This is a genomic window from Butyrivibrio sp. XPD2006, from assembly GCF_000420865.1.
Lineage (GTDB): Bacteria > Bacillota > Clostridia > Lachnospirales > Lachnospiraceae > Butyrivibrio.
The window spans coordinates 16,403-42,381 of sequence record NZ_ATVT01000008.1 but is presented as its reverse complement, the minus strand read 5'-3'; the positions used below and the strand labels follow the sequence as shown (position 1 = coordinate 42,381).

The following is a 25,979-nucleotide window of genomic DNA, read 5'->3' as shown; positions in this document are numbered from 1 at the left end:
CTTACTTCTTGCTTCCCTTCACCTGAGTTTCAAGCTGAATGATCTTCTTGGAGGAATCATCTAACTTGGTCTGAAGGTTCTTACTATTCTTCTCAGTGTTCTCAAGCTTGATCTGTGTAGCAATAAGCTCATGCTTGAGGTCATAGAGTTCTTTCTCTTTCTCAGAGAGCTGCTCTTCCATAAGCTCTATCTGCTTCTTGGACTTGAAGTAGTCGTCGGCGATATTGAGCTGTAACAGAACATTCTGAGTATCGATGGGCTGTCTCTTAAAGCCTTCGATCTTGTTGTATTCAGCAATCTTATTGTTGATGTAAGAAGCAACCTTCTGAAGGTACTCCTCACTTTCATAACCGCTTAATGTAAAAACCTTGCCCCCGATCAAAACTTCGGTATCTGTCTTGGATGCCATAGTCTCTCCCTCATGTCTCTGAGTAATTTGATTTCATAATAACTAAACAATCATAATATCATTTCAATTATAATTCAGCATCACTCGGCATTTCAAGCCCTAAATGATGATATGCAGCTTCTGTAACTACACGTCCTCTGGGAGTCCTGTTAAGGAACCCGTTCTTGATCAGATACGGTTCATATACATCCTCAATTGTTCCGGAATCTTCTCCTATTGCAGCTGCAAGTGTATCAAGTCCCACAGGGCCTCCTGAAAACTTGTTTATCATGGTAAGCAGAAGGTTTCTGTCGGTGTGATCAAGTCCCATCTTATCGACGTCCATAAGGTCAAGGGCTGTTATGGCAACATCCTCTGTTATCCTGCCGTCAAACCTTACCTGCGCAAAGTCTCTTACACGCTTCAGCACTCTGTTGGCAAGACGCGGAGTTCCACGGCTCCTTCTTGCCATCTCGATTGCTCCTGCATTATCCACTTCAACATCAAGGACCCTTGCGGACTGAAGGATAATACTGCAGAGCTCATCAATATCGTAATACTCCATACGGTGGATCATTCCAAACCTGTCCCTTAAAGGCGCCGAGAGCATTCCGGCCCTGGTGGTAGCACCAATAAGGGTAAAGTGAGGAAGATCGAGCCTTATGGACCTGGCTGTAGGTCCCTTACCAATCATGATATCTATGCAGAAATCCTCCATTGCAGGATAAAGAACTTCCTCTACCTGTCTGTTAAGTCTGTGGATCTCATCTACAAAGAGAACATCGCCTTCCTTAAGATTATTGAGGATAGCAGCCATATCTCCGGGTTTCTCAATGGCAGGGCCGGATGTGATCTTAATTCCAACGCCCATTTCATTAGCAATAATACCGGCAAGTGTAGTCTTACCAAGTCCGGGAGGTCCGTAAAAAAGCAGATGGTCAAGGCTCTCGCCTCTTCCCTTGGCAGCCTCGATGTAAATCTTAAGGCTCTCCTTGATCTTCTTCTGACCTATGTAGTTATCTAATGTCTTGGGACGAAGGGAGCCTTCAATCTTGACATCCTCAGGACTAAATTCCGCATCCATCCCTCTGGCAGTAGTTACAATCTTTCTTTTTTCCATAAATAATTCCTCATCTGATAGCGATATAGGATTGTTCCGCGTTGCTCTCACAATCCTACGGAAATTCAGAAATCGATCCGCTCGTTCCTCGCGTATCTTCTTTCCTCATTTCCGTTCGGTCTGCAAATTCAAATGATGATTTGTGCCAGCACATCATCATTTGAACTTTCATCCCTATATTGCTAACATCTCCTTAAGCGCGAGTTTAAGCAGCATCTCAGTATCACCGGAAGCAGAGTCATTCTCAGCAAGAACCTTCCTGACAGCCTTCATAGCATCGGATGAGTTGTAGCCAAGAGCCACAAGTGCAGCAACTGCCTCATCTCTTGCTGATGAAGCCTCACCTGTAAGATCATCAAGCGTAACGGCAGATGAACTTCGAAGCATATCATCTTCCGTTGCCTTGATCTTGTCACGAAGCTCAAGCGTTATCCTCTCGGCAGTCTTCTTACCGACTCCCGGAGCCTTGGAGATAGTTCCTGCATCTCCCGCCATAATTGCAAATCTGAGATCATCCGGTGTCATGACCGACAGAATGGAAAGGCCTCCCTTGGGACCTATTCCGTTGACAGAGATAAGCATCTTAAATAATGAAAGCTCATCCCTTGATAGAAATCCGTACAAAGTAAAAGAATCCTCTTTTACCGATGTATATGTATAGAGCTTGACAGCCTCGCCGATTCCGGGCATTCTGTCCATTGTTGAGCCTGAGATAAATACATTCATCCCGACTCCGCCAACATCGACTATGGCAAGTCCCTCTTCAATACTCTCTAAAATGCCGTTAACATAAGCAATCACAGGAATATCCCCCACAAACTTTTTCGTCTGAAATCATTATAGAACATTTGTTTGCATAAGTCCATATCATCCGAATCTATAATGAATAAAGTCTAGCAGCATAAAATAAATAATATATACGACAATACCCATAAATACGCTGAAAATATTGGCCACAATACCATATAAGAAGCATATTGGTTCAGGCTTTCCATTTTTGGTAACCAGAGCAAAACTGTAAACAATCGCCTCAACGATCATTATGATTATTTCGAAGAATGCTCCAACGAAAAGACCTGGCCAGCCGGCTCTTCCCAGGAAATATACCATAAAAATATTAAAAGGAATATTGGTAAGTGCATTAACAATTAAGATTGAAAGGAGATTTCTCTTATTCTCAGGAAGGCTTAACATCTTGAGGGCAAGCCACTCGAAGAAAAGAGTAAGTATAAACATTATTATTATCGTTAAGACTCTCTTTGCACGCTTCCATACATAATGCTCAGTTATGCTTTTTGTCTTGTAATCATAAGTGATTGTTGCATTAAATTCCCTGGTATCAAATACATCACTTACAGTCACACTGCCATCTGTAGATACTACAAGTATCCTGGGATTTCTTGGCACTGAATAAGAAAAAATATGGATATGCTTGTCATTGGCCGTTTCATAATTATGATGATGCCCCATGATCATAAAATAGTACCAGCCTTCATAATTGAAGGATTCAAGGTATTCCTCTATGGTTTCCTTCTGAGGATCAAAGTTTCTTATCTCAGTGGCGCTTTCATCTATCTCAAGATCATAGTTCTCAAGAAGAGCAATATAGTAATCATCAGGTGCATTTTTAAGTATAATCTCAATTGAAGGCTTCGCACCTATATCTGCCGAAGCCTCCACCGAAAATGACACAAAACAAATTATAGCTAAAACAAGTCCCCAAGCCGTTCTTAAAACATTTCTTTTCATTTTCATTACACTCCCCACAAATATCAGATTTCGCCGAGGAGCTCTCCCATTTCCTTAATGGAGTCAAAAATCACGTCAGGCTGTACGTCTGAATCCGGAACCTCACTTAGTTTGCACTCTCCCGTCAGTACCAAAACTCCCATGGCTCCGTTGTTAACTCCTGTGGCAACATCAGTATATATGCGGTCTCCGACAAAAGAAATCTTTGAAGCATCCACTCCTGTCGCATCAACAACCATATCAACAGTCTCTTTAAAGGGCTTTCCGACAAACTTGGGACTTACCTTGGTTGAGAGCTCAATTGCAGCGCACATAGCTCCGCAGTCAGGAATAAAGCCTTCTTTCACCGGGCAGTTAATATCAAGGTGCGTTGCCAGGAACTTGGCCCCCTTCATAATATAAACACAGGCGTTTGACAGCTTTTCATAGTTTAAAGTCTTATCAAAGGCAACAACCACGATGTCCGGTATGCTCTCGCAGATAGCATGGCTCATGGCAGCCTTTTCATCTCTCTCTGATTCAAAGAGATTTATCCCTGCCTCTCTGAAGCTCTTTTCAAGCTCAGGAGTTCCAAGAAGATAAACACTCTTGTCAGGGTACTTAGACTTTAAAAATCTTATCATCACATCTCCGCTTGTCATGATCATATCCTTAGAAATGTGACAGTTCATCCTTTTTAACTTCTCAATATAGTTCTCAGAAGATACAGACGAGTTATTTGTAAAAAAGATATATCTCTTACCGGCTCTTTTTACAGCATCAAGGAAATCAAGTGCTCCATCAAGTATCTCGTCTCCAAGATAAAAAGTGCCATCCATGTCAAGTACAAAAAGCTCCGTTTCGCTCAGTACTTTCTTTTTTAATTCTATATCCTGTAAGCTTCCCAAATTACACCCACTCACAATATCACCTCAACTTATTATCATATATTTGTGACATAATTGTCGTTTTTAGATAATCACTCTCTTATATTTATCGTATAAAAGAACGACATCTCCTGCATTTATGACAACACTGCCACGTGGTATGATAGCCTGTCCATTCCTTCTGATAAGGAAGATATGACTCTGCCTTGAAATATCCAGGTCTTTTATAGCAACTCCATTCCAGGAATGGCCCTCATTTATAGTGATCTCTCTAAGTTCAATAGGCTGTAAGTCTTTTGCCTTTTCAGCACAGAGAGCAACAATATCGCCTTCCCTGAGAACTACATCTCCCCTCGGGATTATGGTGTCAGTTCCTCTCTGAATAGAAACTATTATCATATCCCTCGGAATACCTATCTCAGAAATCTTCTTGTCATTCCAGGAATCATCTTTACTCAGGTCAACCCTGATAAAGTGGATATTCTCTTCCTCAGCAAACTGTCCTGCCGTCTTAAGCTTCTGATATTGCTCAACGAATCCGGCGCTTATGATACCTGTAGGTATGGCAACCATACCAACTCCCAGGAAGCTTATCAGAATTCCCAAAATCTTACCTGCAATAGTCACAGGGTATATATCGCCATATCCAACAGTTAAAAGTGTAGATACCGACCACCATATTCCCGAAAAAGCATTCTGGAATACATCAGGCTGAGCTTCATGCTCAACACTATACATGCAAAGACTTGAAGCCATCATTAGTATCAATATGATAAAAACTGATGCTGTAAGCTGTTGCTTTTTTGAAGACAAAACCTCTGTGATAACATTCAGCTGATCATAGTATGAATTGATTCTAAAGAGCCTTAATATCCTGGCCACTCTGAAGAGCCTGAACACTGTAGTTCCCGCAGGGAAGAATACCGGCATATAATATGGCAGGAATGATAACAGATCTACCATACCGGCAAATGAAAAGATGTATTTTATTATTGAATCTTTTTCTGAAAGTTTTGGATACAGCTCTTTTGCTGTAAAAAGACGAAGCACATAATCCACAGCAAAGAAAAATGTGGTTACAGCTTCAATAGCAAGGAGGAGCCCTTTATAGTGCTCCTCCATATAATCAAATGTTATTGCGAAAGCCGCAAAAAGATTGAGTATCAGGGCAACAATACTCAGGATGTCGTATAGTTTGTTGATTGGCTGATCAACAACACCGGTACTGACCATATTAAAGACTTTAGCTCTAAGTCGGTTACGCTTACGACCCCCAGTATTTGTCATTTCTTCTCCCCGTTCTCTCTGTTTTTCCTCTTTCCGAAGCTCTCCATTACAAGGTCGCTCATATCCTGAAGGTAATCAAGACTGCGCTTTTTATTCTGAGCCTTTACAGATTTCTTTTTGGACTTTGATATATTCATTGTATCTTCGTCCTGGCCCACATACCATGCCTTGGTTGAACCTTCACCCTTGATGTTTATGCGTCCCACATTTTCAAAAGCATCAGATGAACGCTTTCTTGCAGGTCTGTCAGAAGAAGTCTTGCGAGTCTTGTCCGGAGACTTGCTCTCTTTCTTTCTGTAGATGTCCTTGAGCTCATTAAGATCGCCGATATCGAGCTTGTTTTCAACAGGCTTTTCGGCTCTCTTATCCGGTCTTCTCTCGGACTTTCTTACGGATTTTCCGGCAACAATCTTCTTATCGGACTTCTTGTCAAACCTCTTCTCGGTCTTTTCAAATCTGTCTTTCTTGTCAGAGCGTCTGCCACGGGAGGACTTTCTGTCATCATCTGATCTTCCGCGCCTCTTGCCGTCCGATTCGCGCCTTGTCAGTCTCTCTCCGGTTCTTCTGTATCTGTCACGCTTTGATTCTTTCTTTTCAAAGAGGACTAAATCCTGAATATCAGCGCCCATCTTGAGTTTCATGAATCCGGCCGCCAGCTGCTCTGCAGTGTACTCGCCCTCTTCAACCTTGCTGTTAACATACTCAAGAACCTGAGTTATATCGCCATTCTCGATAATATCGATGACCTCAGCAAATACCTTCTGGGATTTAACTCTTGTTATCTCCTTGGCACCGGGAACTTTTCTCTCCTCGATTGTGGTGTGGCAGATCTTCTCAATCTCTCGAAGCTTGTACATCTCTCTGCCGCCTACAAGAGTAAAGCTCTTTCCGCTCTTGCCGGCTCTTCCGGTACGTCCGATTCTGTGAACGTAATACTCAATATCTTCAGGTATATCGAAGTTGAATACAGCCTCAACTCCGCTTACATCAATTCCTCTTGCTGCCACATCGGTAGCGATAAGAATGTTGATCCTTCCGCTTCTGAAGAGATTCATTACGGTGTCGCGCTGGTTCTGTGAAAGGTCTCCGTGAAGTCCGTCGCACAAATATCCCTTACCCTTGAGGCTCTCTGAAAGCTGATCAACCATCCTCTTGGTATTGCAGAAAATAAGGCTTCTTGCGGGATTATAGTAATCCATAAGCCTTGTGAGCACCTCTTCCTTCATCTTCTGAGGAACTCTGTAATATGCCTGTTCGATGGCTGCCACAGTGATCTCCTTGGGAGTCATCTTGATGAACTTTGCATCCTCTTTCTGATATTTCTTGGTGATCTCGAGGATAGGCTTTGGCATTGTTGCTGAGAAAAGAGCTGTCTGACGCTCCGCCGGCATTCCCTGAAGGATAGTCTCGATATCCTCTCTAAAGCCCATGTCGAGCATCTCGTCTGCCTCATCAAGTACGAGTACTCTGACATCTTTCATCTTCATGGTATGCCTTCTCATATGGTCCATGACACGTCCCGGTGTTCCCACAACAATCTGAACACCTGCAGAAAGTGCCTTTATCTGTCTTGAAATATCCTGTCCGCCGTATACAGGAAGCACTTTGACTCCCGACATATACTTGGCAAAATCTCTGATATCGTCAGCTGCCTGCATAGCAAGCTCTCTTGTAGGGCATAAAACAACAGCCTGAAGATGCTTGTTGTCAGGATCCACCTTCTGAAGAAGCGGTATTCCAAATGCAGCTGTCTTGCCCGTTCCGGTCTGGGCCTGGCCGATGATGTCTACTCCCTCCATCATCACAGGGATTGCAGCAGCCTGAATAGGTGACATGTACTCAAATCCCATATCCGTGACTGCTCTGATAATTCTCTCGTCAAGACCTGATTCGTCGTATCTGATCTTAACTTCTTCTTTTACTTCTTTACTACTCATTAATACTCCTAAATATCGTTAGAACGGACCGCTCATTACATCCTTATTCTTGATAAGGTAGTCCACAAGTGAAACGATAGTAAGGACAAGTGCTATCCACTTGATGATCTGTGTTATAAGCGGCAATGGTGAAATTGCCAGATTGGCAATCATAAGGATTACCATAAACATCTGGAATGTTGTCTTAAATTTCCCCCAATAGCTTGCTGCGATAACCCTTCCATTATCTGCTGCAATAAGTCTGAATCCACTGATAATGAATTCTCTGGCGATGATCACGATTACGATCCATGCCTCAATCCTTCCAAGCTCGATAAGACCGATCATTGCACTGCAAACCAAAAGCTTATCGGCCAAAGGATCCATGAATTTTCCAAAATCTGTTACAAGGTTGTACTTTCTGGCAATCTTGCCGTCGAGAAGGTCAGTTAAACTTGCGATAATAAAAAGCGCAAGTGCAACCCATTTAAAGTATGGGTTCATTGAATCATTCAAAAGGAAAAACACAAAAAACGGAATAAGAATTACTCTTGCTACAGTTAACTTATTTGGTAAATTCATCTTTCAGCTCTCCTATCAAATCATATTCGTTCGAGCCGGTAATAAGGACATCTACATAATCCCCCGTCATCAGCTCCCTCTGCACTCCTGTAATAAAAAGATATCCATCGATATCCGGTGCATCCTTGTAAGTTCTTGCTACATATGAAAGGCCATCGTCATCATCAGCATCTGTGATCCTGCCTTCCACAACTGCTGTAACAGTTTTTCCTACCATATCCTCCGCAGCTTCAAATGCGATCTTCTGCTGTAACCGCATAAGCTTGTTCCTGCGTGTGTTCTTTACTCTCTCAGTAACCTGATCCGGCATTGTTGCAGCCGGTGTGTCCTCTTCCTGAGAATAAGTAAATACCCCTAATCTGTCGAACTTAAGATCACTTACAAGGCTCTCGGTCTGCTTGTGATCCTCAGCCGTCTCTCCCGGGAATCCGCTTATCAGCGTTGTCCTGATGCAGATATCCGGAATCTCTTCGCGAAGGTGTTTAACAAGCGCTCTTATCTCAGCACTGTTAGTCCTTCTGCCCATGAGCTTTAAGATCCGATCAGATCCCGACTGGATCGGGATATCAAGATAATGGCATATCTTAGGCTCTTCTTTCATCACCTTGATAAGCTCATCATCTATCTCCTCAGGATAACAGTATAATACTCTTATCCACTTAAAGCCCTCTATCTTACAAAGCTTTCTTAAAAGCTCCGGAAGCATCTTTCTTCCGTACAGGTCTGTACCATAGATCGTGGTCTCCTGAGCGACAACCAATAGCTCGGTTACTCCGCCCTCTGCAAGCTCTTTGGCCTCAATAAGAAGGTCATCCATCGGGATACTTCGATATCTTCCTCTTACCTTAGGGATGATGCAGTAAGTGCAGTGTTTATCGCATCCTTCTGCAATCTTGAGATAATCGAACAGTCCGCCGGTTGTGATAACTCTCTTATAGCCGCCCTTTGCAGGTTTATCAATATCCTCAAAGTAATTCTTGTGGGAAAAGAGCTTATTCCTCTTAAGGGTAGCTTCTATGGCATCAACAATCTTGTCCATGGATGTAACGCCAAGAATAGCATCAACTTCAGGTATCTCCTTCTGTATCTCGTCCTTGTATCTCTGGCCAAGACATCCTGTGACAATAAGAGCCTCAAGTCTGCCATCTTTCCTTCTCTCGGCAAGCTCAAGAATTGTATCAATGCTCTCCTGTTTGGCATCATTTATAAAGCAGCAGGTGTTTACAACTGCTGCTTTTGCTTCATCTTCATCATCTGTAAAGCTGAACCCTCGGGTTTGGAGCATTCCAAGCATAACCTCGGTATCAACTCTGTTTTTGTCGCATCCCAGCGAAACAAAAAGTATTTTCATATTATTCGTTCTCTGTAGGCTCCTCAGCTACGGCTGTCTCCTCATTCTCAGAAAGAAGAGCTGCTTTCTCCTCATCTGTAAGAATACGAAGCTGTGCCTGGTTCATCTCATCAACTGCGATTGAAAGAGGCTTCTGCTTGTCCTTAACCTTGACCATTGGCTCGTCGCCGGCGATGATCTGTCTTGCTCTCTTTGCAGTAGCCATAACTACTGAATATCTGGAATTGATTACAGGCTGCTCGCCCTCTTCAACTTCCTTGTTTACTACGTTCATAAGATCTACATAAGAAGGGTGTATCATTTTATTCCTTTCCTGCGGATTCATCCGCATATACAAGCTAAAGGTTTAAGTAAACCCATTAAGCTCAGTTCTGATAGTTTCTATAAAATCAAGATTTCTCTGAGGTGTTCCGTGAGCTGCTTCTATTATATTATGAAGCCTCTCGGTACACTTCTCAAGGTCATCATTGATAACAAGGTAATCGTACTTCTCTATTCCTACGGACTCTTCCTTGGCTCTCTTCAGTCTCTGAAGGATAACCTCTTCGGTCTCCGTACCGCGTCCTCTGAGTCTCTTTTCAAGTTCAGCGGCTGAAGGCGGCATAACAAATAAAAGTACTGCGTCAGGATACTGCTCTTTTATCTGAAGAGCGCCCTGAATCTCTATTTCCAGTATAACATCTATTCCCTGAGAAAGCTTATCTTCTACAAACTTTCTGGGGGTTCCGTAGTAGTGATCTACGTAACCTGCATGCTCTATGAGGCCATTTTCCTCAATGAGCTTCTCAAATTCCTCGTTGCTGACAAAGAAATACTCTCTTCCGTTGACTTCTCCGGGTCTTGGGTCTCTCGTTGTGGCTGATACTGAAAGAGCGTAGTTGTCATATTTCTTAGTGAGCTCCTTCATCAGCGTTCCCTTACCTGCACCTGAAAATCCGGAAACAACAATAATTATGCCTTTTCTATTCATGTATAACCTTCACTTACTCGATGTTTTGTATTTGTTCTCTGACCTTCTCAATATCAGTCTTAAGCGCAATTCCTCTGTCTGAAATCTTGAGATCGGTAGACTTGGAAAGGATTGTGTTGGCTTCTCTGTTCATCTCCTGGGCAAGGAAATCAAGCTTTCTTCCTATTCCGTCCTTGTCATCGCCTGTCATCAGAGCTTCCTTGGTAGCGAGGATGTGGCTGCGAAGCCTTGTCAGTTCCTCATCCACACAAACCTTGTCAGCATAGATGGTAACTTCCATCGCCAGTCTGTTCTCATCAACCTGCTTGTCCTCTAAAAGATCGGCTATCTTCTCTCTGAGTTTAGCCTTGTACTCAGTAATGATCTCAGGTGATCTCTCGGTGATATATTCTACATTTTCGAACATACCGTCAAGCTTGGTGTTTAAATCCTTGGAAAGGAACTCGCCCTCTCTTGTCCTTGACTCCAAAAACTGCTTGCCGGCCTCATCAAGTGCTTTCTTGATTCCGCTCCAGACTTCCTCTTCGTCAAGTTCCTCTTCTTCCATAGTAAATACTTCCGGAAATCTTGAGAGTACTGAAATACGCACATCATTATCAAGTCCGAAATCATCCGCCATCTCTTTTAAATAATTAAAGTACTCTTCAGCGATAGCTTTATTGTATTTGACTCTGGATTCTGATTCTGAAAAATCCTCATAACTTATAAAGACATCGACCTTGCCACGCTTCATGAAGTTCTTGAGTTCAGCTCTTATAGCTGATTCAAAAGCATTGAACTTCTTGGGCATCTTAATGTTGATATCAAGGTAACGATTATTAACAGACTTAAGCTCAACTATATACTTGCGCTGACCTTCTGTGACCTCACTTCTGCCAAAACCAGTCATACTGCAGACCATAGGTTAGATTCCCCCTTATATTTGGGTTATAAATTTACACAAGTTATTATAATATAACGCAAATTTAAGGTCAATGTCAACGAAATCCGTAACCGCGCTTAAATACTCTTTTTTGAAAATAATTAAAATTTTGCTATTGTAAACGCTTACATAATTTGTTATAACAATATTTAGAAAATATATTACACGTTTATATTTGTAAGCGGTTACATTTCAGGAGGCGATTATGGAGTTATTAAACTATGATGTACTAAAGGCTTCGGGGTACAAGGGGTACGTATTAGAGAATGCACCTATCAGAGTTCTTCAGTTCGGTGAAGGCAATTTTATGCGTGCATTCGTTGATTATTTCTTTGATATCAGTAATGAAAAGGCCGGATTTAACGGTAAGGTTGCTCTCATCCAGCCTATTTCTCAGGGACTTACAGAGCTTGTAAATAAGCAGGAAGGTCTTTATACACTCTACTTAAGAGGAAGCGAAAACGGTCAGAAGGTTGATGCAAAAAGAGTTATTTCAGCCTGTGACTGCTGTCTCAATCCTTACGATAAGAGCGATTATGACAGAATTATGGAGATCGCAGAAAGCGATGACCTTGATATTATCGCGTCAAATACTACAGAGGCAGGTATTGCCTATGATCCTTCATGTAATTTTGAAGATCTGCCGGCTGCAAGCTTCCCCGGCAAGCTCACACAGGTACTTTACAGAAGATTTAAGGCAGGCAAGAAGGGAATCGTTGTTCTCTCCTGCGAGCTTATTGACAATAACGGCAAAGAGCTTTTAAAGTGCGTCAATCAGTACATTGACCAGTGGAAACTTGAAGATGAGTTTAAAAACTGGGTAAATAATGAAAATATCTTCTGCTCTACTCTTGTAGACAGAATTGTTCCCGGAAGGATCCGTGATCCCAAGGAAGTAGAGAAGCTTGAAGCTGAGAACGGATATCATGATGAACTCATTGATGTAGGTGAAATCTTCGGAGTCTGGATCATCGAAGGACCTGAAGGCCTTGAGGACAGACTTCCGTTTAAGAAGGCAGGTGTAAATGTCCACGTAGTTCCCGATGTAATGCCTTATAAACACCGCAAGGTTCGTATTCTCAACGGCGCACACACAGGTTTTGTACTCGGTGCATATCTTGCAGGTTTTGACATCGTACGTGACTGCATGCAGGATGACGCTGTTGCAGGCTTCATGAACAAGATGCTTAATGAAGAGGTTATTCCTACTCTTGTAGATCACCTTGATGAGAATGACCTCAATCAGTTCGCTGCTGCTGTTAAGGACAGATTCAACAATCCTTTTGTAAACCACGAACTCATGTCAATCTCACTTAACTCAACAAGTAAGTGGAAGGCAAGAAACATGCCTTCATTCCTTCAGTATATTGACAAGAACGGCAAACTCCCTGTTTGTCTTACAATGTCACTGGCAGCATACATTGCATTCTATTCAAACGATGTTCAGGAACTCACAGATGCAGGACTTGTATGCAAGAGACCAGCAGGTAATACCTACACTGTTAACGATGACAGATGGGCTCTTGAGTTCTTCTATGACCATAGAAATGATTCCGAGGAAGACCTTGTCAAGGCTGTCCTTGGCAATGAAAAGATGTGGGATCAGGACCTTAACAAAATTGAAGGTCTTACAGATACTGTTGTTGCAGATCTCAAGAAGATCCACACAGAGGGTGCTAAGGCTGCATATCAGAGCTGCCTTTAATCCATATAAACAGCAATTCTGTTTTTCATTTCAACTCCTAACCCTTTAAAAAGACGCCACTTTCAAATTTGAAAGTGGCGTCTTGTATTTAATGTAAAGATATTATTAAAGCTGATAGAATCCGATTTTCTTATAAACCTTACGAAGTGTCTTGTTTGCAATATAAGATGCTCTCTCAGCGCCCTCTTTATATACGCTTTCAAGATATGCCTTATCAGCAATAAGCCTCTTAGCCTCTTCACGAATCGGATTAAGTGTCTCAAGAACAGCCTCTCCTACTGCAGGCTTGAATGCACCGTAGCCCTGTCCTTCGAACTCTTTTTCAATCTCCTCAAAGGTCTTGCCAGTGATGGTTGAGTAGATATTCATAAGGTTAGCAACACCGGGCTTATTCTCTTTGTCATAGCGTACGCAGTTCTCTGTATCAGAGTCTGTTACTGCTCTCTTAAACTTCTTCATAACAACATCAGGCTCATCCATGAGGAATACGCATCCGTTCGGCTCTGACTTACTCATCTTGGATCCGGGAGTTGTAAGTCCATAAATACGAGCACCCGTCTTGGCAATGTATGGTTCAGGGATTCTGAACACATCGCCGTAGATGTTGTTGAAACGCTCTGCAATATTTCTTGTAAGCTCAACGTGCTGCTTCTGATCCTCTCCTACAGGTACATAGTGAGGCTGGTACAGAAGGATATCAGCAGCCATAAGCGATGGATATGTGAAAAGTCCTGCGTTGATGTTATCCTTGTGCTTCTCAGATTTGTCCTTGAACTGAGTCATACGTGAGAGCTCACCAAACATTGTATAGCAGTCGAGAACCCATCCGAGCTGCGCATGAGCCGGAACATGTGACTGAAGGAAAAGAGTATTCTTCTCAGGATCAAGTCCGCATGCAATATAAAGAGCAAGCATCTCAAGAGAACGTCTTCTGAGTTCCTTGGGATCCTGTCTTACTGTAATGGTGTGCATATCTGCCATGAAATAGTAGCACTCAAAATCATTAACCCTGTCAGCCCAGTTCTTAATGGCTCCAAGGTAGTTACCCAAATGTAAATCTCCGCTTGGCTGTATGCCGGAGAGCATTATCTTCTTTTCGTTTTCCATAGCTAATCCTCCAAAATGTATACTAAAATACTATATCAGCAATTTCAAAAAATCTCAACCAAATATGCTATTTTACTGTATAATAGTCATGCATTTATTATTTGAAAAGGAAATATTTAAAATGGCATTTGACGGAATTACAATTGCAAACCTGACAAAAGACTTCTCCGACCTTCTAGTCGGAGGGCGTATATATAAGATTGCACAGACTGAGAGCGATGAGCTTTTTATCACAGTCAAGCTCTCTTTTGAAGCCGCAGACCAATTCGGTATCAAGCAGACAAGGCTTGTTCTCTCTGCTGACGCTACTCTTCCGCTGGTTTATCTGACAGATGAGAACAAGGCATCACCCATGACTGCTCCCAACTTCTGTATGCTCCTTAGAAAGCACATCCAGAACGGCAGGATCATCTCCGTTACACAACCCGGAGGACTTGAAAGAGTAATCCGCTTTGAAGTTGAGCATCTTGATGAAATGGGCGATTTGCGCCATAAAACCCTCATTATTGAGATTATGGGCAAATACAGCAACATAATCTTTACCGATGAAAATGACCTTATAATCGACTCAATCAAGCATATTCCTGCATCTGTGAGTTCAGTAAGAGAGGTTCTTCCCGGAAGGACTTACTTTATTCCCTCTCAGGATAAGGCCAATCCTCTCGAAACCACAGCTGATGAGTTCTCTTCACTGGTTCTCAGCAAAGGAATGCCAATATTTAAGGCAATCTACTCCAGCTATACCGGAATATCTCCTATCATAGCTCAGGAGATCTGCTTCAGAGCCGGAATCGACGCAGACAAATCAGCAATTGCTCTTGATACCAAAGAGTCTTCTTCAATTTACAGACATTTTGGAGACATCGTTGAGTGCATCAAGTCAGGTACTTACAGTCCCGCAATTTATTATGATGGTGACGCCCCAAAAGAGTACTCTTCCATTCCGCTTACTCTTTATGGTTTTGGTAAAGAGCTCTCAGATTCCGAGAGTAACTGGCATATAAAAGAATGCAGTTCTATTTCAGAACTGATTGAACAGTATTACGCCGAAAAGAACACTTTCACCAGAATCCGTCAGAAATCCGTTGATCTCAGAAAGATTGTACAGACTGCACTGGAGCGCAATGTCCGCAAGTATGATCTTCAGTCCAAACAGATGACTGATTCTGAAAAGAAAGACAAATACAGAGTTTACGGAGAACTCCTCAACACTTACGGCTACAGTGCCAAGGAAGGTGATAAGTCAATCACCGTCAACGACTACAACACAGGAAAAGATATAACGATTCCTCTTGATCCGACTCTTACTCCGAATCAGAATGCCAAGAAATATTTTGATAAATATACCAAGCTTAAGAGAACTCAGGAAGCTCTTGAAGAGCAGATGAAGGAAGTATCTGAAGCTATAGAGCAACTTGAATCAATTGCTACTTCTCTGGATATAGCCCAGAAAGAGTCAGACCTTTCGCAGATCAGACAGGAGCTTGCCGAGAGCGGATATATTAAGTCACATGTATCAGGTAAAAAAGGCCGAGGCGACAAAGTTAAGAGCGCACCATTCCACTATTTATCAAGTGATGGCTTTGATATTTATGTCGGCAAGAACAATATACAGAACGATGAACTAACCTTTAAAACAGCTAACGGTGGAGACTGGTGGTTCCATGCCAAGAAAATCCCCGGCTCCCATGTAGTTCTTTTAACCGGAGGAAAAGAAGTTCCGGACAGAGCCTTCGAAGAAGCAGCTGCCCTTGCAGGTTTCTATTCAAAAGGCAAGAATCAGGAGAAGGTTGAAATAGACTATCTCCAAAGAAAAGATGTCAAAAAGCCAAACGGCGCAAAGCCGGGGTTTGTTGTCTATTATACCAACTATTCCATGGCTATTGCACCGGATATATCTTCTTTAAAACTTATCAGTGATTAACGCAAAGACGCCTGAGTGCTTTCACACTCAGACGTCTTTACTTTTCTTATGTAGTGGAATTATTCTTCGTTTTTCTTTCTTTTGATGAATATCATCATAAATCCAATACCTGCAGCAACAATTATTGTAATAATTCTGCCCAGAGTATTTGTTGTATCCTCTGTACGTCCTCTTCTTGCACCGAGAACTGCTGCGCCGTCACCACTTGGAACTTCACGTACAGCACCGAGAACCTGTCCTGCTGGTGGTGTTACTGATGGAGGTGTAGGCTCTGTTGGTGGAGGTGTAGGTTCTGAAGGAGGATTGTCTCCGCCTGTTCCGGTAATTGTAAGTGTACCTTCTGTAGTATGAACAATATAGTTCCTGTCCTTATACTTATTAGCCACCTTGGTGTATGTGATCCTGTTTTCTACTGAACCAACCTCTGTAATTGATCCATCTGCTCTAAGATCAACAACCTCACCTGCTACGAAGTCATACTTATTGTTAGCTTCATCTACATCAACCGCAACAACAGGTCTTGTAAGTGGTGTTCCGTCATAAACCTTTGAAGCACTCTCCGATGAAAGATATACATTTCTCTCAATGACCTGAAGGCTTCCAATTATCTCATCACCGTGCTGGTTCTCTGCAAGAGATGACTTAACGCTTACACCGTCTAATGTAATGTCCATGTCATCATAGTTGAGTGTAACAGGGTAGGTATCTACATCAACACCTTCTCCGCCTTTAATCTTAAGGCCACTTACTGTATAGTTCTTGCCATCGTGAGTGATAGTCTGAGCTGGTAACTCCTGCCACTCATCTGAAGCATGTACCGTAAGCACCATGAAACCTCTGATCTTCTGAAGAAGGCTTAAAAGATATTCAGCTATATTTGTTCTGCCATCATCTTCAGCAGGAACTATTGAATCATCATAAATGATCTCATTTCCTTCCCTGTCAGTAACTGTAAGCTTCAGATTTGTGATAACTGACTGGGTAACTCCGTTGTAAACAACTACCTTCTTATTACCATCACCCTCTGCATCAGCATTGATTGAAACTTTAATGCGCCACTTATTATCAACAGGTGTGATTCTAAGATCACCCTTCTTGATGGTTATGATGAAATTGTCTTTTGATACACTCTTATTATCGATAAGGACTTTGAGCCTGTCTCCTAAAATACTGATCTCTTCATTACTGATCTTGCTCTGTTCTACCGTTATTACATCCTTAGGAATATTAACCAGAACATCATCAAGTGTAAGATCAATATCCGCCTCATCCGGAAGATATTTAACAGTATATGTTATTGTCTCCCTTCCTAGTGTCTTATCAGCATTCTTGCCATACTGATCAGCATGGAAATAATCACCGTCAAACTTCTTCTCTGCATAACCAACCTTAATCTCAAGAGGTCTGGGACGAACATCAACACGGCCGTTGATTACTGTAACCTTTCCATAGAAAGGTGATGACTGGCTGACAGATCCATCCTCATTTACATCGATAGTGTAAGCTACACCGGATTCATTATTTTTGAGTTTGATCTGCTTAACAAGATTATTCTTAACGTTCGGTGCAGGGCTATCCGCTACATTTGTAACTGATTTATTCTTGTTGTTTATTTCTACAGTTACATCCTCAACAGAAAAGCCGTCAGCAACATAATCTACAGTATAGCGAGGATAATCATGCGCCTTACCATCATAGTAAAAACTTGTAGTTAAAGCTGTAACTTTTACACTTGCATCAAAATCGCTTCTGTTATAGTAAACATCAATAATATATGTACCATCATCATTTCTGATCACAAGAGGACTGTTAACAGTCTGGTCGTATTTGTAAGCAATTTTCTCAGAAACAAATTTCTCAGCGTAAGAAACAGTTTTGGTTGCAGCATCATAAACAGGTGAAAGATCAGCACTTGGATCAGTTGTACTATCTACAGCTCCTGTTACAGTTACTGTCTCTGAAGGATTAACCGGAACAACAATATTCTGAACGAATGTCTTGTTCGGAGTCGCAGGATAAACACCATTCTCATTCTGATAGTAGAAGTTTACTGTGAAATCCTTATCTACACCCCATTGAGCATAAAGTGTAAGGTTCCTGTTAAGTGCAAATTCAGGAGCTTCAGGATAATACCACTCTCCAGTTCCATCCGCTTTAGTATTCCAGCCACGGAATCTGTTATTGCCTGACACAGTAAACATATTGTCTCTGACTGATACTGTTGATCCAAGCATCTTCTTGTCAGTTAAAACAGTAGTCTTGCCATCAGGAGTTGTTCCGCCACCGTTTGCGATATATGTAATATGTGCAGAAACATATCCATCAATATGAGTATTCAGAGCCTGTCTCTTATAAACATACCAAACAACATCATCATAGGTTATTCTATCCGGAGAATCTTCTTCCAAACCTGTATTAAACTTGTTGAGGTATTCATTTATACCTGCTATGGCAGAATCTTCAATTGTATAGTCAATCTCGTTCTGATCAAGTCCTTGTGGATAACTAAACTTTGCCTTATACCAATAGTAATATCTCCATTCCTTATAAAGTCCATCTATAAGGTCTATGTTCTTGGCGGTACCTTTCTAAATAGGATTACTGTTTTCAGGATAGTAATATACCTTATCCTGTGGTCCTTCAATAGGATCAACAAGATCACCAATCAGAATATAATATGAAATTTCTTCTCTGTTTTTGATCCACTTAGCATAAAGATTGGTATTCTTTGTAACAGGTGTTGCAAAGTCATATTGATTACCGCTCAAACCGGTATTTTCATACCATCCTTTGAATGTTGAATCTTCCTGTGTGAGATCAGGTTTTGTAGCAAATTCATTTTCTATTACATACTGTGTGTCAATAAGATCATAAGTACTTGTGCTATCATTTCTGAGATAGAATTTTACCTCATATGCATTATCCTTCCAAATAGCATAGAGATTTACTGTATCTCCATTATTGATATCCATTGTAGAAGGAGTGAACTGTCCATCAGCAAATGCATATGCAGGTGTCTCTACATCAGGATCCTCATCCCAGCCAAGGAAAGTGAATCTTGCATCATTTGCAGGAAGATTAAGCTTCTCAGCATCATAAGCAAGAATAGTATACTGGCTTGCCTGTCCTTCCTCCTGACTTGTCCACTCAACTACGTCATCTTCAACTACATCATTTTCAAAATTGCTATGATAATAAACTGTAGCACCATAGCCAAAGTCTTTTACAAAATCAAATTTGAAGTCAAATCCGAATTTGTTCTGACAATATGTATGAGCATTTTTGCATCTCTCATATGCATTCCTGTTCTCAGCTTCGGTTGTAGTATGCTCGTACTGGTTTCCGTTTTTAAGCGTTACTCTGAAAGTAATGATCTCGGATGCAGAAATTGTTCTGTCTGGAATATATCTCTTTTCCTGAACTGCAAGATCCGGCTCATCTACAGGCTTGTTATTCATGTCATGCCATCCGTCACCAAAACTGATCTCAGCCTTGGCTACTTCAGGCATTTCTGCATTGGTAAATCCAAGATCGATATGATTCTTGGTCTCATACTCAGTACTCTCTACAGCTCTGTAGAAGAATTGAACAGCTTCCTCGGCTGTAGCAGATATTTCTACATAATCATCTGAATCCTTCAAACGCGCATAAGCATTTGTATTACTCTTATAAAAACTTGCTATTTCCTTACCATCTACCTTGGCAACATCAAATGCATAGCCAAAGATTACAGGAGCTGTATCTGCAGCAGAAACATATACATATCTGTCCAAGTCAACTGCATTAACAACAACTTTGCGAACAGAATTCTCTGTGTCTAATGGTTCAGCTTCACCAGTTTCCTCATTGTATTTATATACGCCGGCATTAAATTCAACATCGCCATGGCCATTACCATTTCTGTCAACCCATCTGTAAATTGTAACAGAATAAATCGAGAAATGCTCAGCATCGAAGCTGATATCCGTAGCCTCGCTACCAGCTGAAGCCACCTCTGTAGCATCTGAAATGGAATCATCTACATGGAAAACAGAGAGCTCAAGGCTGTCATCTTCAGCAGCCGCAACCTCTTCAAATCTCACTTCAACTGTTCCATCTTCCGGCTGAACGTATCCGTCTGCGCTGGGAGAATAGATATTGATATCATATGAGAATGTTTCTGTTACTTCTTTTTCCTCACCGAGTTCATCATCGATAAGCTCTTTGATCTCTTCTTCCTGAGCATAGCTGACCTTCTCTACTCTAAGCTCTGCATCAGCAGGAAGAACCCCGGGATCAGCATAAAGAGAAATCACAAGATTGTCGATCTCTGTAGATGCAGCAAACTCTTTTTCTTCTGCTTCTACTTCTTCCTCTTCTACTTCCTCTGTTTCTTCTTCAAGAAGCTTCAAAGCTTTTGCTTTTGCCTTTTCTTCTTCTGTTAATTCCGCTGCTTCTGTCGCCTCTTCTTCGGTTTCAACAGTTTCTACAGCTTCAGCAACTTCTACAGTTTCTTCAGAAGCGAGAGTTTCAACCTCCTCAGTATTTTCAGCTTCTTCTGTAACTATTGCCTCGGTATTCTCATTCTCTACCTCTGCTTCTGCAGCAGCATCTACTACCTCAGCATTTTCTATTTCAGTGTTCTCTACCACAATCTCCTGAGGTACTTCAACCTCCTCAAAGATTTCTGGCAAAACCTCTTCTGTGTTCTCTGTCGTGTTCTCAACAACACTCTCCTCTTCAACAGCAAAAACCTTTGCATTTGCAAAATCACTACCGAATGTCGTGATAACAAGCGCAAAGGTCAGGAGAAATGACAGTAATCTGTTGCATTTTCTTAACATAAAATGCCCTCCCTACATAAGAAAAAATGAGTTGTGAAAATTTTGTGAATTTTTCCCACAACTCATTTTAATATTTTACCAATCATAAAAACCATCATAATCGGGCATTTTTTTGTAATTTTTAAAATAATTATTAAGAAACTATAATATTTTTGTTTTCTTCAGTATTCGAACAATAGAGGCTCCTTTTGGAAACCGTCTTATGTCATCTTCAGAAGCTCCTCCTGATTTTATCAAAACGACAAAATAAATTATGATTGCAACTATGATTGCAATGATAGATGCAAACAGATTTGTGAAATACGCACTTCCCACAAAAAGCCCAAATAAGAGTGAAAACAGATAGTGTATACCAAAAGCTGCTCCACCCATAACAGCTGCCGAAATTATCGGAAGTACATAGGTCTTTTTAATATCATAGGTAATCTCCAGGCTTCTCTTCATAAAGAAATTATTGAGCACGCACATCATAAATGAATATGTAATAGTTACAATACACAGTGCAATGTCATTAAGATCCGTGTACAACAGAAGAAATGCAAGTATCGCCCCCTGAATGAGCAAAGATATAAAAGCGTTTATTACAGGTACATATATCTTGCCTATTCCCTGCAGAACTGCATTGGTCACAGTTGACAATGAATAGAGTACGACTGTAATTGCAAGGAACATAAGGAGCAGCGAAGCTTCATCAAGAGATTCTCTCTGAGGAAACAATATCATCATAACAGGCTTGGCAAGCGCAAAAAGACCTACTGAACACGGAATCGAGATCATGAGTATTACCTTCGTCACTCTGGATACGGTATTCGCAGCCTCCTCTATTCCATCCTTGGCCAGAGTAGCTGAGATCTCCGGTATCATAGCTGCTGCAGCTGCGCTGGCAAGCGCTATCGGAAGATTCGTTATAACCATAGCCTTACTGGAAAATATACCGTACTGATATGCAACTGCACTGTCTTCCATTCCCTTAATGTTTATAAGTATCCTGGTAAACAGCGTTGAATTCAGAGTTGTTGATACATTGTATATGAAAGTACTCAGAATAAATGGTGTAACAACCATAAGAATAAGCTTGAACGCTGTGCGATACCCCATGTCTTCATGAGTATCTTCTTCTATTCTTCTATGAATATTGCTGCTGTTAAAGCGATATACAAGAAACATGAAGATAAGAGCAACAAGTACTCCGGACCCTGTACCAAGAGCACTTCCTATAGCACCGTACACAGCTCTTTTAGACGGATCATCGTTGCCTGCCATTCCTGTAAGTATAACAGCGCCTGTGATACTTACAATAGCGTTAAACACCTGCTCTATAAGCTGAGAGATAGATGTAGGTACCATTGTTCTGTGAGCCTGGAAATAGCCTCTTAGAACTCCCAGAAAGCCAAAGAAAAATATAGTAGGCGCAAAGAATCGAAGTACTGTAGCGCTTCGTCCTACTACCAGGAAATCCGCCCCGAAGAACAAAAGAAGTCCTCCGAGAAGTCCCACAATGGCAACATAAATAAGAGCGCTTCTGAATATCTTGTGCGCATTTCTGTATTCCTGTACTGCTATCTTACCTGAAAGAATCTTGGATATAGCTGACGGTATGCTATAAGAAGATATAAGAAGAACAATTCCGTAGAAATTATAAGCCGTCGAATAATAGCCATTACCTTCATCTCCGATAATGGCTGTGAGTGGGCTTCTGTAAAGCAGGCCGATAATTCTTGATATCACGCCTGCAATAGCAAGAATCCCGGCCTGTACAAATAGTCCCTTTTTAGAGTTTTCTTTGTTTGAATAACTATCCATTTGAGAAAAACTTATTATGGCCTGAGCCAATCGTACATCTCCTGATATTTTTCAGCAGAAACCTTCCAAGAGAAGTCAACTGCCATGGCTCTGTCGATCATCTTATTCCACTCGCGCTTCTGATCATAGTAAACATGTTCAGCTTCACGGATGGTACCAAGCATCTCATGAGCATTGTAATTAAGGAATCCGAATCCGGTTCCTGTTCCTTCGAACTTATTGTAAGGCTCTACGGTATCAATAAGACCGCCTGTCTGTCTTACAATCGGTATTGTACCATATCTGAGCGCCATAAGCTGAGAAAGTCCGCAGGGCTCAAACAGTGACGGCATCAGAAATACATCTGACGCAGCATATATCTTGTGTGACATAGGCTCTGAATAATAGATATTGGCAGAAACCTTGTCATTGTACTTCCAGTCGAAATGTCTGAAGGAGTTCTCATACTGTTCTGTTCCTGTTCCGAGAACTACAAGCTGTATTGCATCCTGGCACAGTTCATCAAGAACGTAGTTGATGAGATCAAATCCCTTCTGATCGGTCAGTCTTGAAACAATACCGATCATCATCATCTTGTCATCTTCCTTAAGGCCAAGCTCTTTCTGAAGAGCGCGTTTATTCTTGATCTTCTCCTTACGGAAGTTGATAGCATTATACCTGTAAGGTATGTACTGATCTGTCTCAGGATTGAATTCATCGTAATCGATACCGTTTACGATACCTCTCAGGTCATTAGCCCTTGCTCTTAAGAGTCCGTCAAGCTCTTCACCGTAGAACTCTGTCTTGATCTCCTCAGCATATGCCTTACTTACTGTTGTTATGGCATCTGCATAAACGATACCACCCTTTAAGAGGTTGGCATCCTTGTAAAGTCCAAGTTTGTCAGGTGTAAAATAATAATCAGGAAGTCCGGTGATCTCCTGAACCTTCTTGATATCCCATTTACCCTGGAACTTGAGGTTATGGATTGTCATAACCGCCTTAATACCCCTGTAGAACTCACTTCCCTGGAATCTTTCCTTGAGATAAACAGGTATAAGTCCTGTCTGCCAGTCATGGCAATGAATGATGTCAGGTCTGAAATCTATTGCAGGAAGAATTGATAATGCTGCCTTGGAGAAGTAAGCAAACTTCTCAATTTCAAAGATAACATCATCACAATAAGGTTTCATTCCGTTGAAATAAAACTCATTGTCGATAAAGTAATATTTAATGCCGTCAACCTCAGCCTTGAAGATTCCTACATACTCATTCTTCCAGTGGAAGTCCATGTAGAAATTGGAGACATACTCCATTTTGTCCTTCATCTGCTGATTGATGCACTTATATAAAGGCAAAATAACCCTTACATCAAAGTATCTCTTGTCGATATTCTTGGGGAGTGATCCCACTACATCGGCAAGTCCGCCTGTCTTAATAAAAGGTACTCCTTCTGAAGCCACAAACAGGATGTTTTTCATTAGCTGTCATCTCCTAACCTTGCAGATTAAATAACTAATTATATAAATAGTCTATCTTATTTCATCTTAAGTGACAATGCATATTGTTCCTGTGAAACCTTTACAAGAACATTTCTTGTATCCGATGTCTGTCCCAAAAGCCCAAACTGTTCGGAGAAAAGAGCAACTCCGAATCGAAGTTTGCCATGACATCTTCTTCGCACTGAAATCTCTATCTGCCCCATTATACTCTGCATAACCCTGTCACGAAGCCCCCAGTTGTCCAAAAGAGCAAGCATTTCATCTACGGTTGTACAGCCCATAAGTGTTTTGGCCTGAGCTGATGTTCCTCCAACCAGAGCTGTATGTGCGGCAAAGATCTCTTTTCTTGCGTCCGAAGCCGTAGAATTGGTATTCATGATACCGGCAGCCAGTTTGACAAGCTTACCGACATTTCCTACAAGCAGCAGGTTCTCAACGCCTTCAGCGACAGCCTCATCTATTGCCTGTCCCGGGAAATTATAGCACAGGATGCTGGTCTTGAGGTCAACATGAAGGCTCTGTGCTATCTGCTCTGCACAGTATTTGCCGGGGCTCACAAGAATCGACTTGATTCCCTGTTTAGTCTGGTAATGAATCTGAGCATCTATAGAATCTGAAATCTCTCTCATATGTATCGGAGGAATATGTCCATAGCTTCCTCTTATTGTTATTCCGCCGACAAATCCATTCTGGCCCATTGACTGCTTGGCTGCGATCATCATACCTTCCGGACAGGAAACAGTTATCATCAGAAGCTGATTGCCGTCTGAAGCATCACACACATCTGCCACAGCATCAAAGATCAGCGCCCTTGATTCCTTCTCGATAAGCGGCTGTCCTTTCTTAATACCGGCCATATCTGCAACCGCAGTTCCTATACCTTCTCCGCCCCGTAAAAAGAGATTTGGATACCGAAGATCGATATGTGAATTATCTGCTGTTTCTCTTATATCCTTTATTTTGGAAACACATACGTGAATGTTGGCTCTTTCTCTGATATCAGGTGCCATACCACCTTCCATCAACGCCACAAATTCAGACTGATCAGCATTGCAACGCTCATCAAGGCGCTGCAACATATAGGTCCTTGAAGCACCATGTGAATGGTTTACCGTTACATTTTCATAACCAATCTTAAAGATAAGATCAGCGGCAGCGGCTCTGGCGGCGGCTGCAGCGCAATCTCCCGAAGAAATCTGACTTAATGAAAACCCCATGTCTCTTGCAGAAAACCTGTCCATACAAATCCCCTCGCAATAGATATCATTATAGTTTCTATAATCAATTATACTATATACTCAATTTCGTTAGACAATTATTTATTATTTCGAATTACTTTATGCTTTCTTTATAAATCGTCCATAATTTGTCCAAATTTAGCAAGTAAGATATTAACATATCAGAAGTAACAAACTTCTGACTCCCCCAACAAAACTTTTTTCATACCGGGTCGATTGGCTCCCCACTAATCGACCCCTCCTCCCAAAATCATGGCACCTGCTTGCAGGTGCCTTTTTATTGCGGAAGGTTGTTATGCGGGGATTGCTTCTCCTTCTTCTTTCTTTTCAGTTACATCTTCTCCGGATATCTGATCTGTCTTCCTGGGTCCTCTTACTCCGAAGCTTCCGTTGTAGCGAAGGCCCTGAAGGACCTTACGTACATTCTTTATTTCCTTATCGATATCAAGAGGTGAAACACAGACAACTGTAGGGACCCCACTGCTGCTAAGTTCAACGCGAAGTCCGGCTTCTTTAAGAGCCTTTAAAGCTTTTAATTTGTCTGTTGTACTGATCTGTTCCAATTCTTTTTCGTTCTTATTCATATATCTTGTGCCTTTCTTTAATCTAAACACAATATAACATACTTTTTCACATATTTCAAACGCTTGTTCCTACATTGTGCACAAATTTATTGTCGTAATTTCGTATATATTTATTTATAATTAACTATAAAGTAAAAGCTTCATTCTCCGATATACATTGTGA

At 41.5% G+C, this 25,979-nt stretch carries 21 protein-coding genes; 2 read left to right on the top strand and 19 right to left on the bottom strand.

What is annotated here, in order from left to right; translation table 11 throughout:
- Position 1 precedes the first annotated feature (1 nt).
- The 12 genes from G590_RS0110410 to G590_RS0110355 form a co-directional block, all read right to left on the bottom strand.
- The gene (locus G590_RS0110410; protein WP_022765604.1) at positions 2 to 409 is read right to left on the bottom strand and encodes a cell division protein ZapA; all 408 of its coding nucleotides are present in this window, start codon (positions 407 to 409) and stop codon (positions 2 to 4) included.
- A 67-nt stretch (positions 410 to 476) separates the two neighbouring features.
- Complete coding sequence (gene ruvB, locus G590_RS0110405; protein WP_022765603.1) at positions 477 to 1,508, bottom strand: Holliday junction branch migration DNA helicase RuvB; 1,032 nt, start codon at positions 1,506 to 1,508, stop codon at positions 477 to 479.
- Positions 1,509 to 1,682: 174 nt separating this feature from the next.
- Positions 1,683 to 2,309, bottom strand: coding sequence for a Holliday junction branch migration protein RuvA (gene ruvA, locus G590_RS0110400; RefSeq protein ID WP_022765602.1), 627 nt, complete (start codon positions 2,307 to 2,309; stop codon positions 1,683 to 1,685).
- Positions 2,310 to 2,375: 66 nt separating this feature from the next.
- Entirely contained in the window at positions 2,376 to 3,257 is an 882-nt protein-coding gene (locus G590_RS0110395; protein ID WP_155828749.1) for a hypothetical protein, read from the bottom strand.
- Between the two features lie 23 nt (positions 3,258 to 3,280).
- Complete coding sequence (locus tag G590_RS0110390; protein WP_330361674.1) at positions 3,281 to 4,159, bottom strand: HAD-IIA family hydrolase; 879 nt, start codon at positions 4,157 to 4,159, stop codon at positions 3,281 to 3,283.
- Between the two features lie 48 nt (positions 4,160 to 4,207).
- Positions 4,208 to 5,410: an ion transporter gene (locus tag G590_RS21915; protein ID WP_022765599.1), complete on the bottom strand. Its 1,203-nt coding sequence runs from the start codon at positions 5,408 to 5,410 to the stop codon at positions 4,208 to 4,210.
- Positions 5,407 to 7,347, bottom strand: coding sequence for a DEAD/DEAH box helicase (locus tag G590_RS19130; protein ID WP_022765598.1), 1,941 nt, complete (start codon positions 7,345 to 7,347; stop codon positions 5,407 to 5,409). The genes G590_RS21915 and G590_RS19130 overlap by 4 nt, the downstream gene beginning before the upstream one ends.
- A gap of 18 nt (positions 7,348 to 7,365) precedes the next feature.
- On the bottom strand, positions 7,366 to 7,908 hold the full coding sequence (pgsA, locus tag G590_RS0110375; RefSeq protein ID WP_022765597.1) for a CDP-diacylglycerol--glycerol-3-phosphate 3-phosphatidyltransferase: 543 nt from the start codon (positions 7,906 to 7,908) through the stop codon (positions 7,366 to 7,368).
- On the bottom strand, positions 7,892 to 9,259 hold the full coding sequence (gene rimO, locus G590_RS0110370) for a 30S ribosomal protein S12 methylthiotransferase RimO (RefSeq protein WP_022765596.1): 1,368 nt from the start codon (positions 9,257 to 9,259) through the stop codon (positions 7,892 to 7,894). The genes pgsA and rimO overlap by 17 nt, the downstream gene beginning before the upstream one ends.
- Before the next feature lies 1 nt (position 9,260).
- Positions 9,261 to 9,560, bottom strand: a complete 300-nt coding sequence (rpoZ, locus tag G590_RS0110365) for a DNA-directed RNA polymerase subunit omega (RefSeq protein WP_022765595.1) — start codon at positions 9,558 to 9,560, stop codon at positions 9,261 to 9,263.
- A 45-nt stretch (positions 9,561 to 9,605) separates the two neighbouring features.
- A complete protein-coding gene (gene gmk / locus G590_RS0110360; RefSeq protein WP_022765594.1) occupies positions 9,606 to 10,229 on the bottom strand; it encodes a guanylate kinase in 624 nt (207 codons plus the stop codon).
- A gap of 13 nt (positions 10,230 to 10,242) precedes the next feature.
- A complete protein-coding gene (locus G590_RS0110355) occupies positions 10,243 to 11,130 on the bottom strand; it encodes a YicC/YloC family endoribonuclease (RefSeq protein WP_022765593.1) in 888 nt (295 codons plus the stop codon).
- A 226-nt stretch (positions 11,131 to 11,356) separates the two neighbouring features.
- On the opposite strand from G590_RS0110355, the gene G590_RS0110350 reads away from it, so the two are divergent.
- Entirely contained in the window at positions 11,357 to 12,856 is a 1,500-nt protein-coding gene (locus G590_RS0110350) for a tagaturonate reductase (protein ID WP_022765592.1), read from the top strand.
- A gap of 105 nt (positions 12,857 to 12,961) precedes the next feature.
- Here the strand turns inward: G590_RS0110350 and trpS are convergent, their stop codons facing one another.
- Positions 12,962 to 13,963, bottom strand: a complete 1,002-nt coding sequence (trpS, locus tag G590_RS0110345) for a tryptophan--tRNA ligase (protein WP_022765591.1) — start codon at positions 13,961 to 13,963, stop codon at positions 12,962 to 12,964.
- A gap of 121 nt (positions 13,964 to 14,084) precedes the next feature.
- On the opposite strand from trpS, the gene G590_RS0110340 reads away from it, so the two are divergent.
- The gene (locus G590_RS0110340; RefSeq protein ID WP_022765590.1) at positions 14,085 to 15,887 is read left to right on the top strand and encodes an Rqc2 family fibronectin-binding protein; all 1,803 of its coding nucleotides are present in this window, start codon (positions 14,085 to 14,087) and stop codon (positions 15,885 to 15,887) included.
- 59 nt (positions 15,888 to 15,946) lie between these two features.
- On the opposite strand, the gene G590_RS0110335 is transcribed toward G590_RS0110340, so the two are convergent.
- The 6 genes from G590_RS0110335 to G590_RS0110310 all read right to left on the bottom strand — a co-directional run bounded on the left by G590_RS0110335 (position 15,947) and on the right by G590_RS0110310 (position 25,816).
- The gene (locus G590_RS0110335; protein ID WP_022765589.1) at positions 15,947 to 18,295 is read right to left on the bottom strand and encodes an InlB B-repeat-containing protein; all 2,349 of its coding nucleotides are present in this window, start codon (positions 18,293 to 18,295) and stop codon (positions 15,947 to 15,949) included.
- 180 nt (positions 18,296 to 18,475) lie between these two features.
- Complete coding sequence (locus tag G590_RS0110330; RefSeq protein WP_022765588.1) at positions 18,476 to 20,710, bottom strand: InlB B-repeat-containing protein; 2,235 nt, start codon at positions 20,708 to 20,710, stop codon at positions 18,476 to 18,478.
- A gap of 141 nt (positions 20,711 to 20,851) precedes the next feature.
- Positions 20,852 to 22,513, bottom strand: a complete 1,662-nt coding sequence (locus tag G590_RS0110325) for a putative polysaccharide biosynthesis protein (protein WP_026494076.1) — start codon at positions 22,511 to 22,513, stop codon at positions 20,852 to 20,854.
- Between the two features lie 14 nt (positions 22,514 to 22,527).
- A complete protein-coding gene (gene glgA / locus G590_RS0110320) occupies positions 22,528 to 23,973 on the bottom strand; it encodes a glycogen synthase GlgA (RefSeq protein WP_022765586.1) in 1,446 nt (481 codons plus the stop codon).
- A 56-nt stretch (positions 23,974 to 24,029) separates the two neighbouring features.
- The gene (cbiD, locus tag G590_RS0110315; protein WP_022765585.1) at positions 24,030 to 25,235 is read right to left on the bottom strand and encodes a cobalt-precorrin-5B (C(1))-methyltransferase CbiD; all 1,206 of its coding nucleotides are present in this window, start codon (positions 25,233 to 25,235) and stop codon (positions 24,030 to 24,032) included.
- Positions 25,236 to 25,525: 290 nt separating this feature from the next.
- The gene (locus G590_RS0110310; RefSeq protein ID WP_022765584.1) at positions 25,526 to 25,816 is read right to left on the bottom strand and encodes a hypothetical protein; all 291 of its coding nucleotides are present in this window, start codon (positions 25,814 to 25,816) and stop codon (positions 25,526 to 25,528) included.
- Between the last annotated feature and the right edge of the window lie 163 nt (positions 25,817 to 25,979).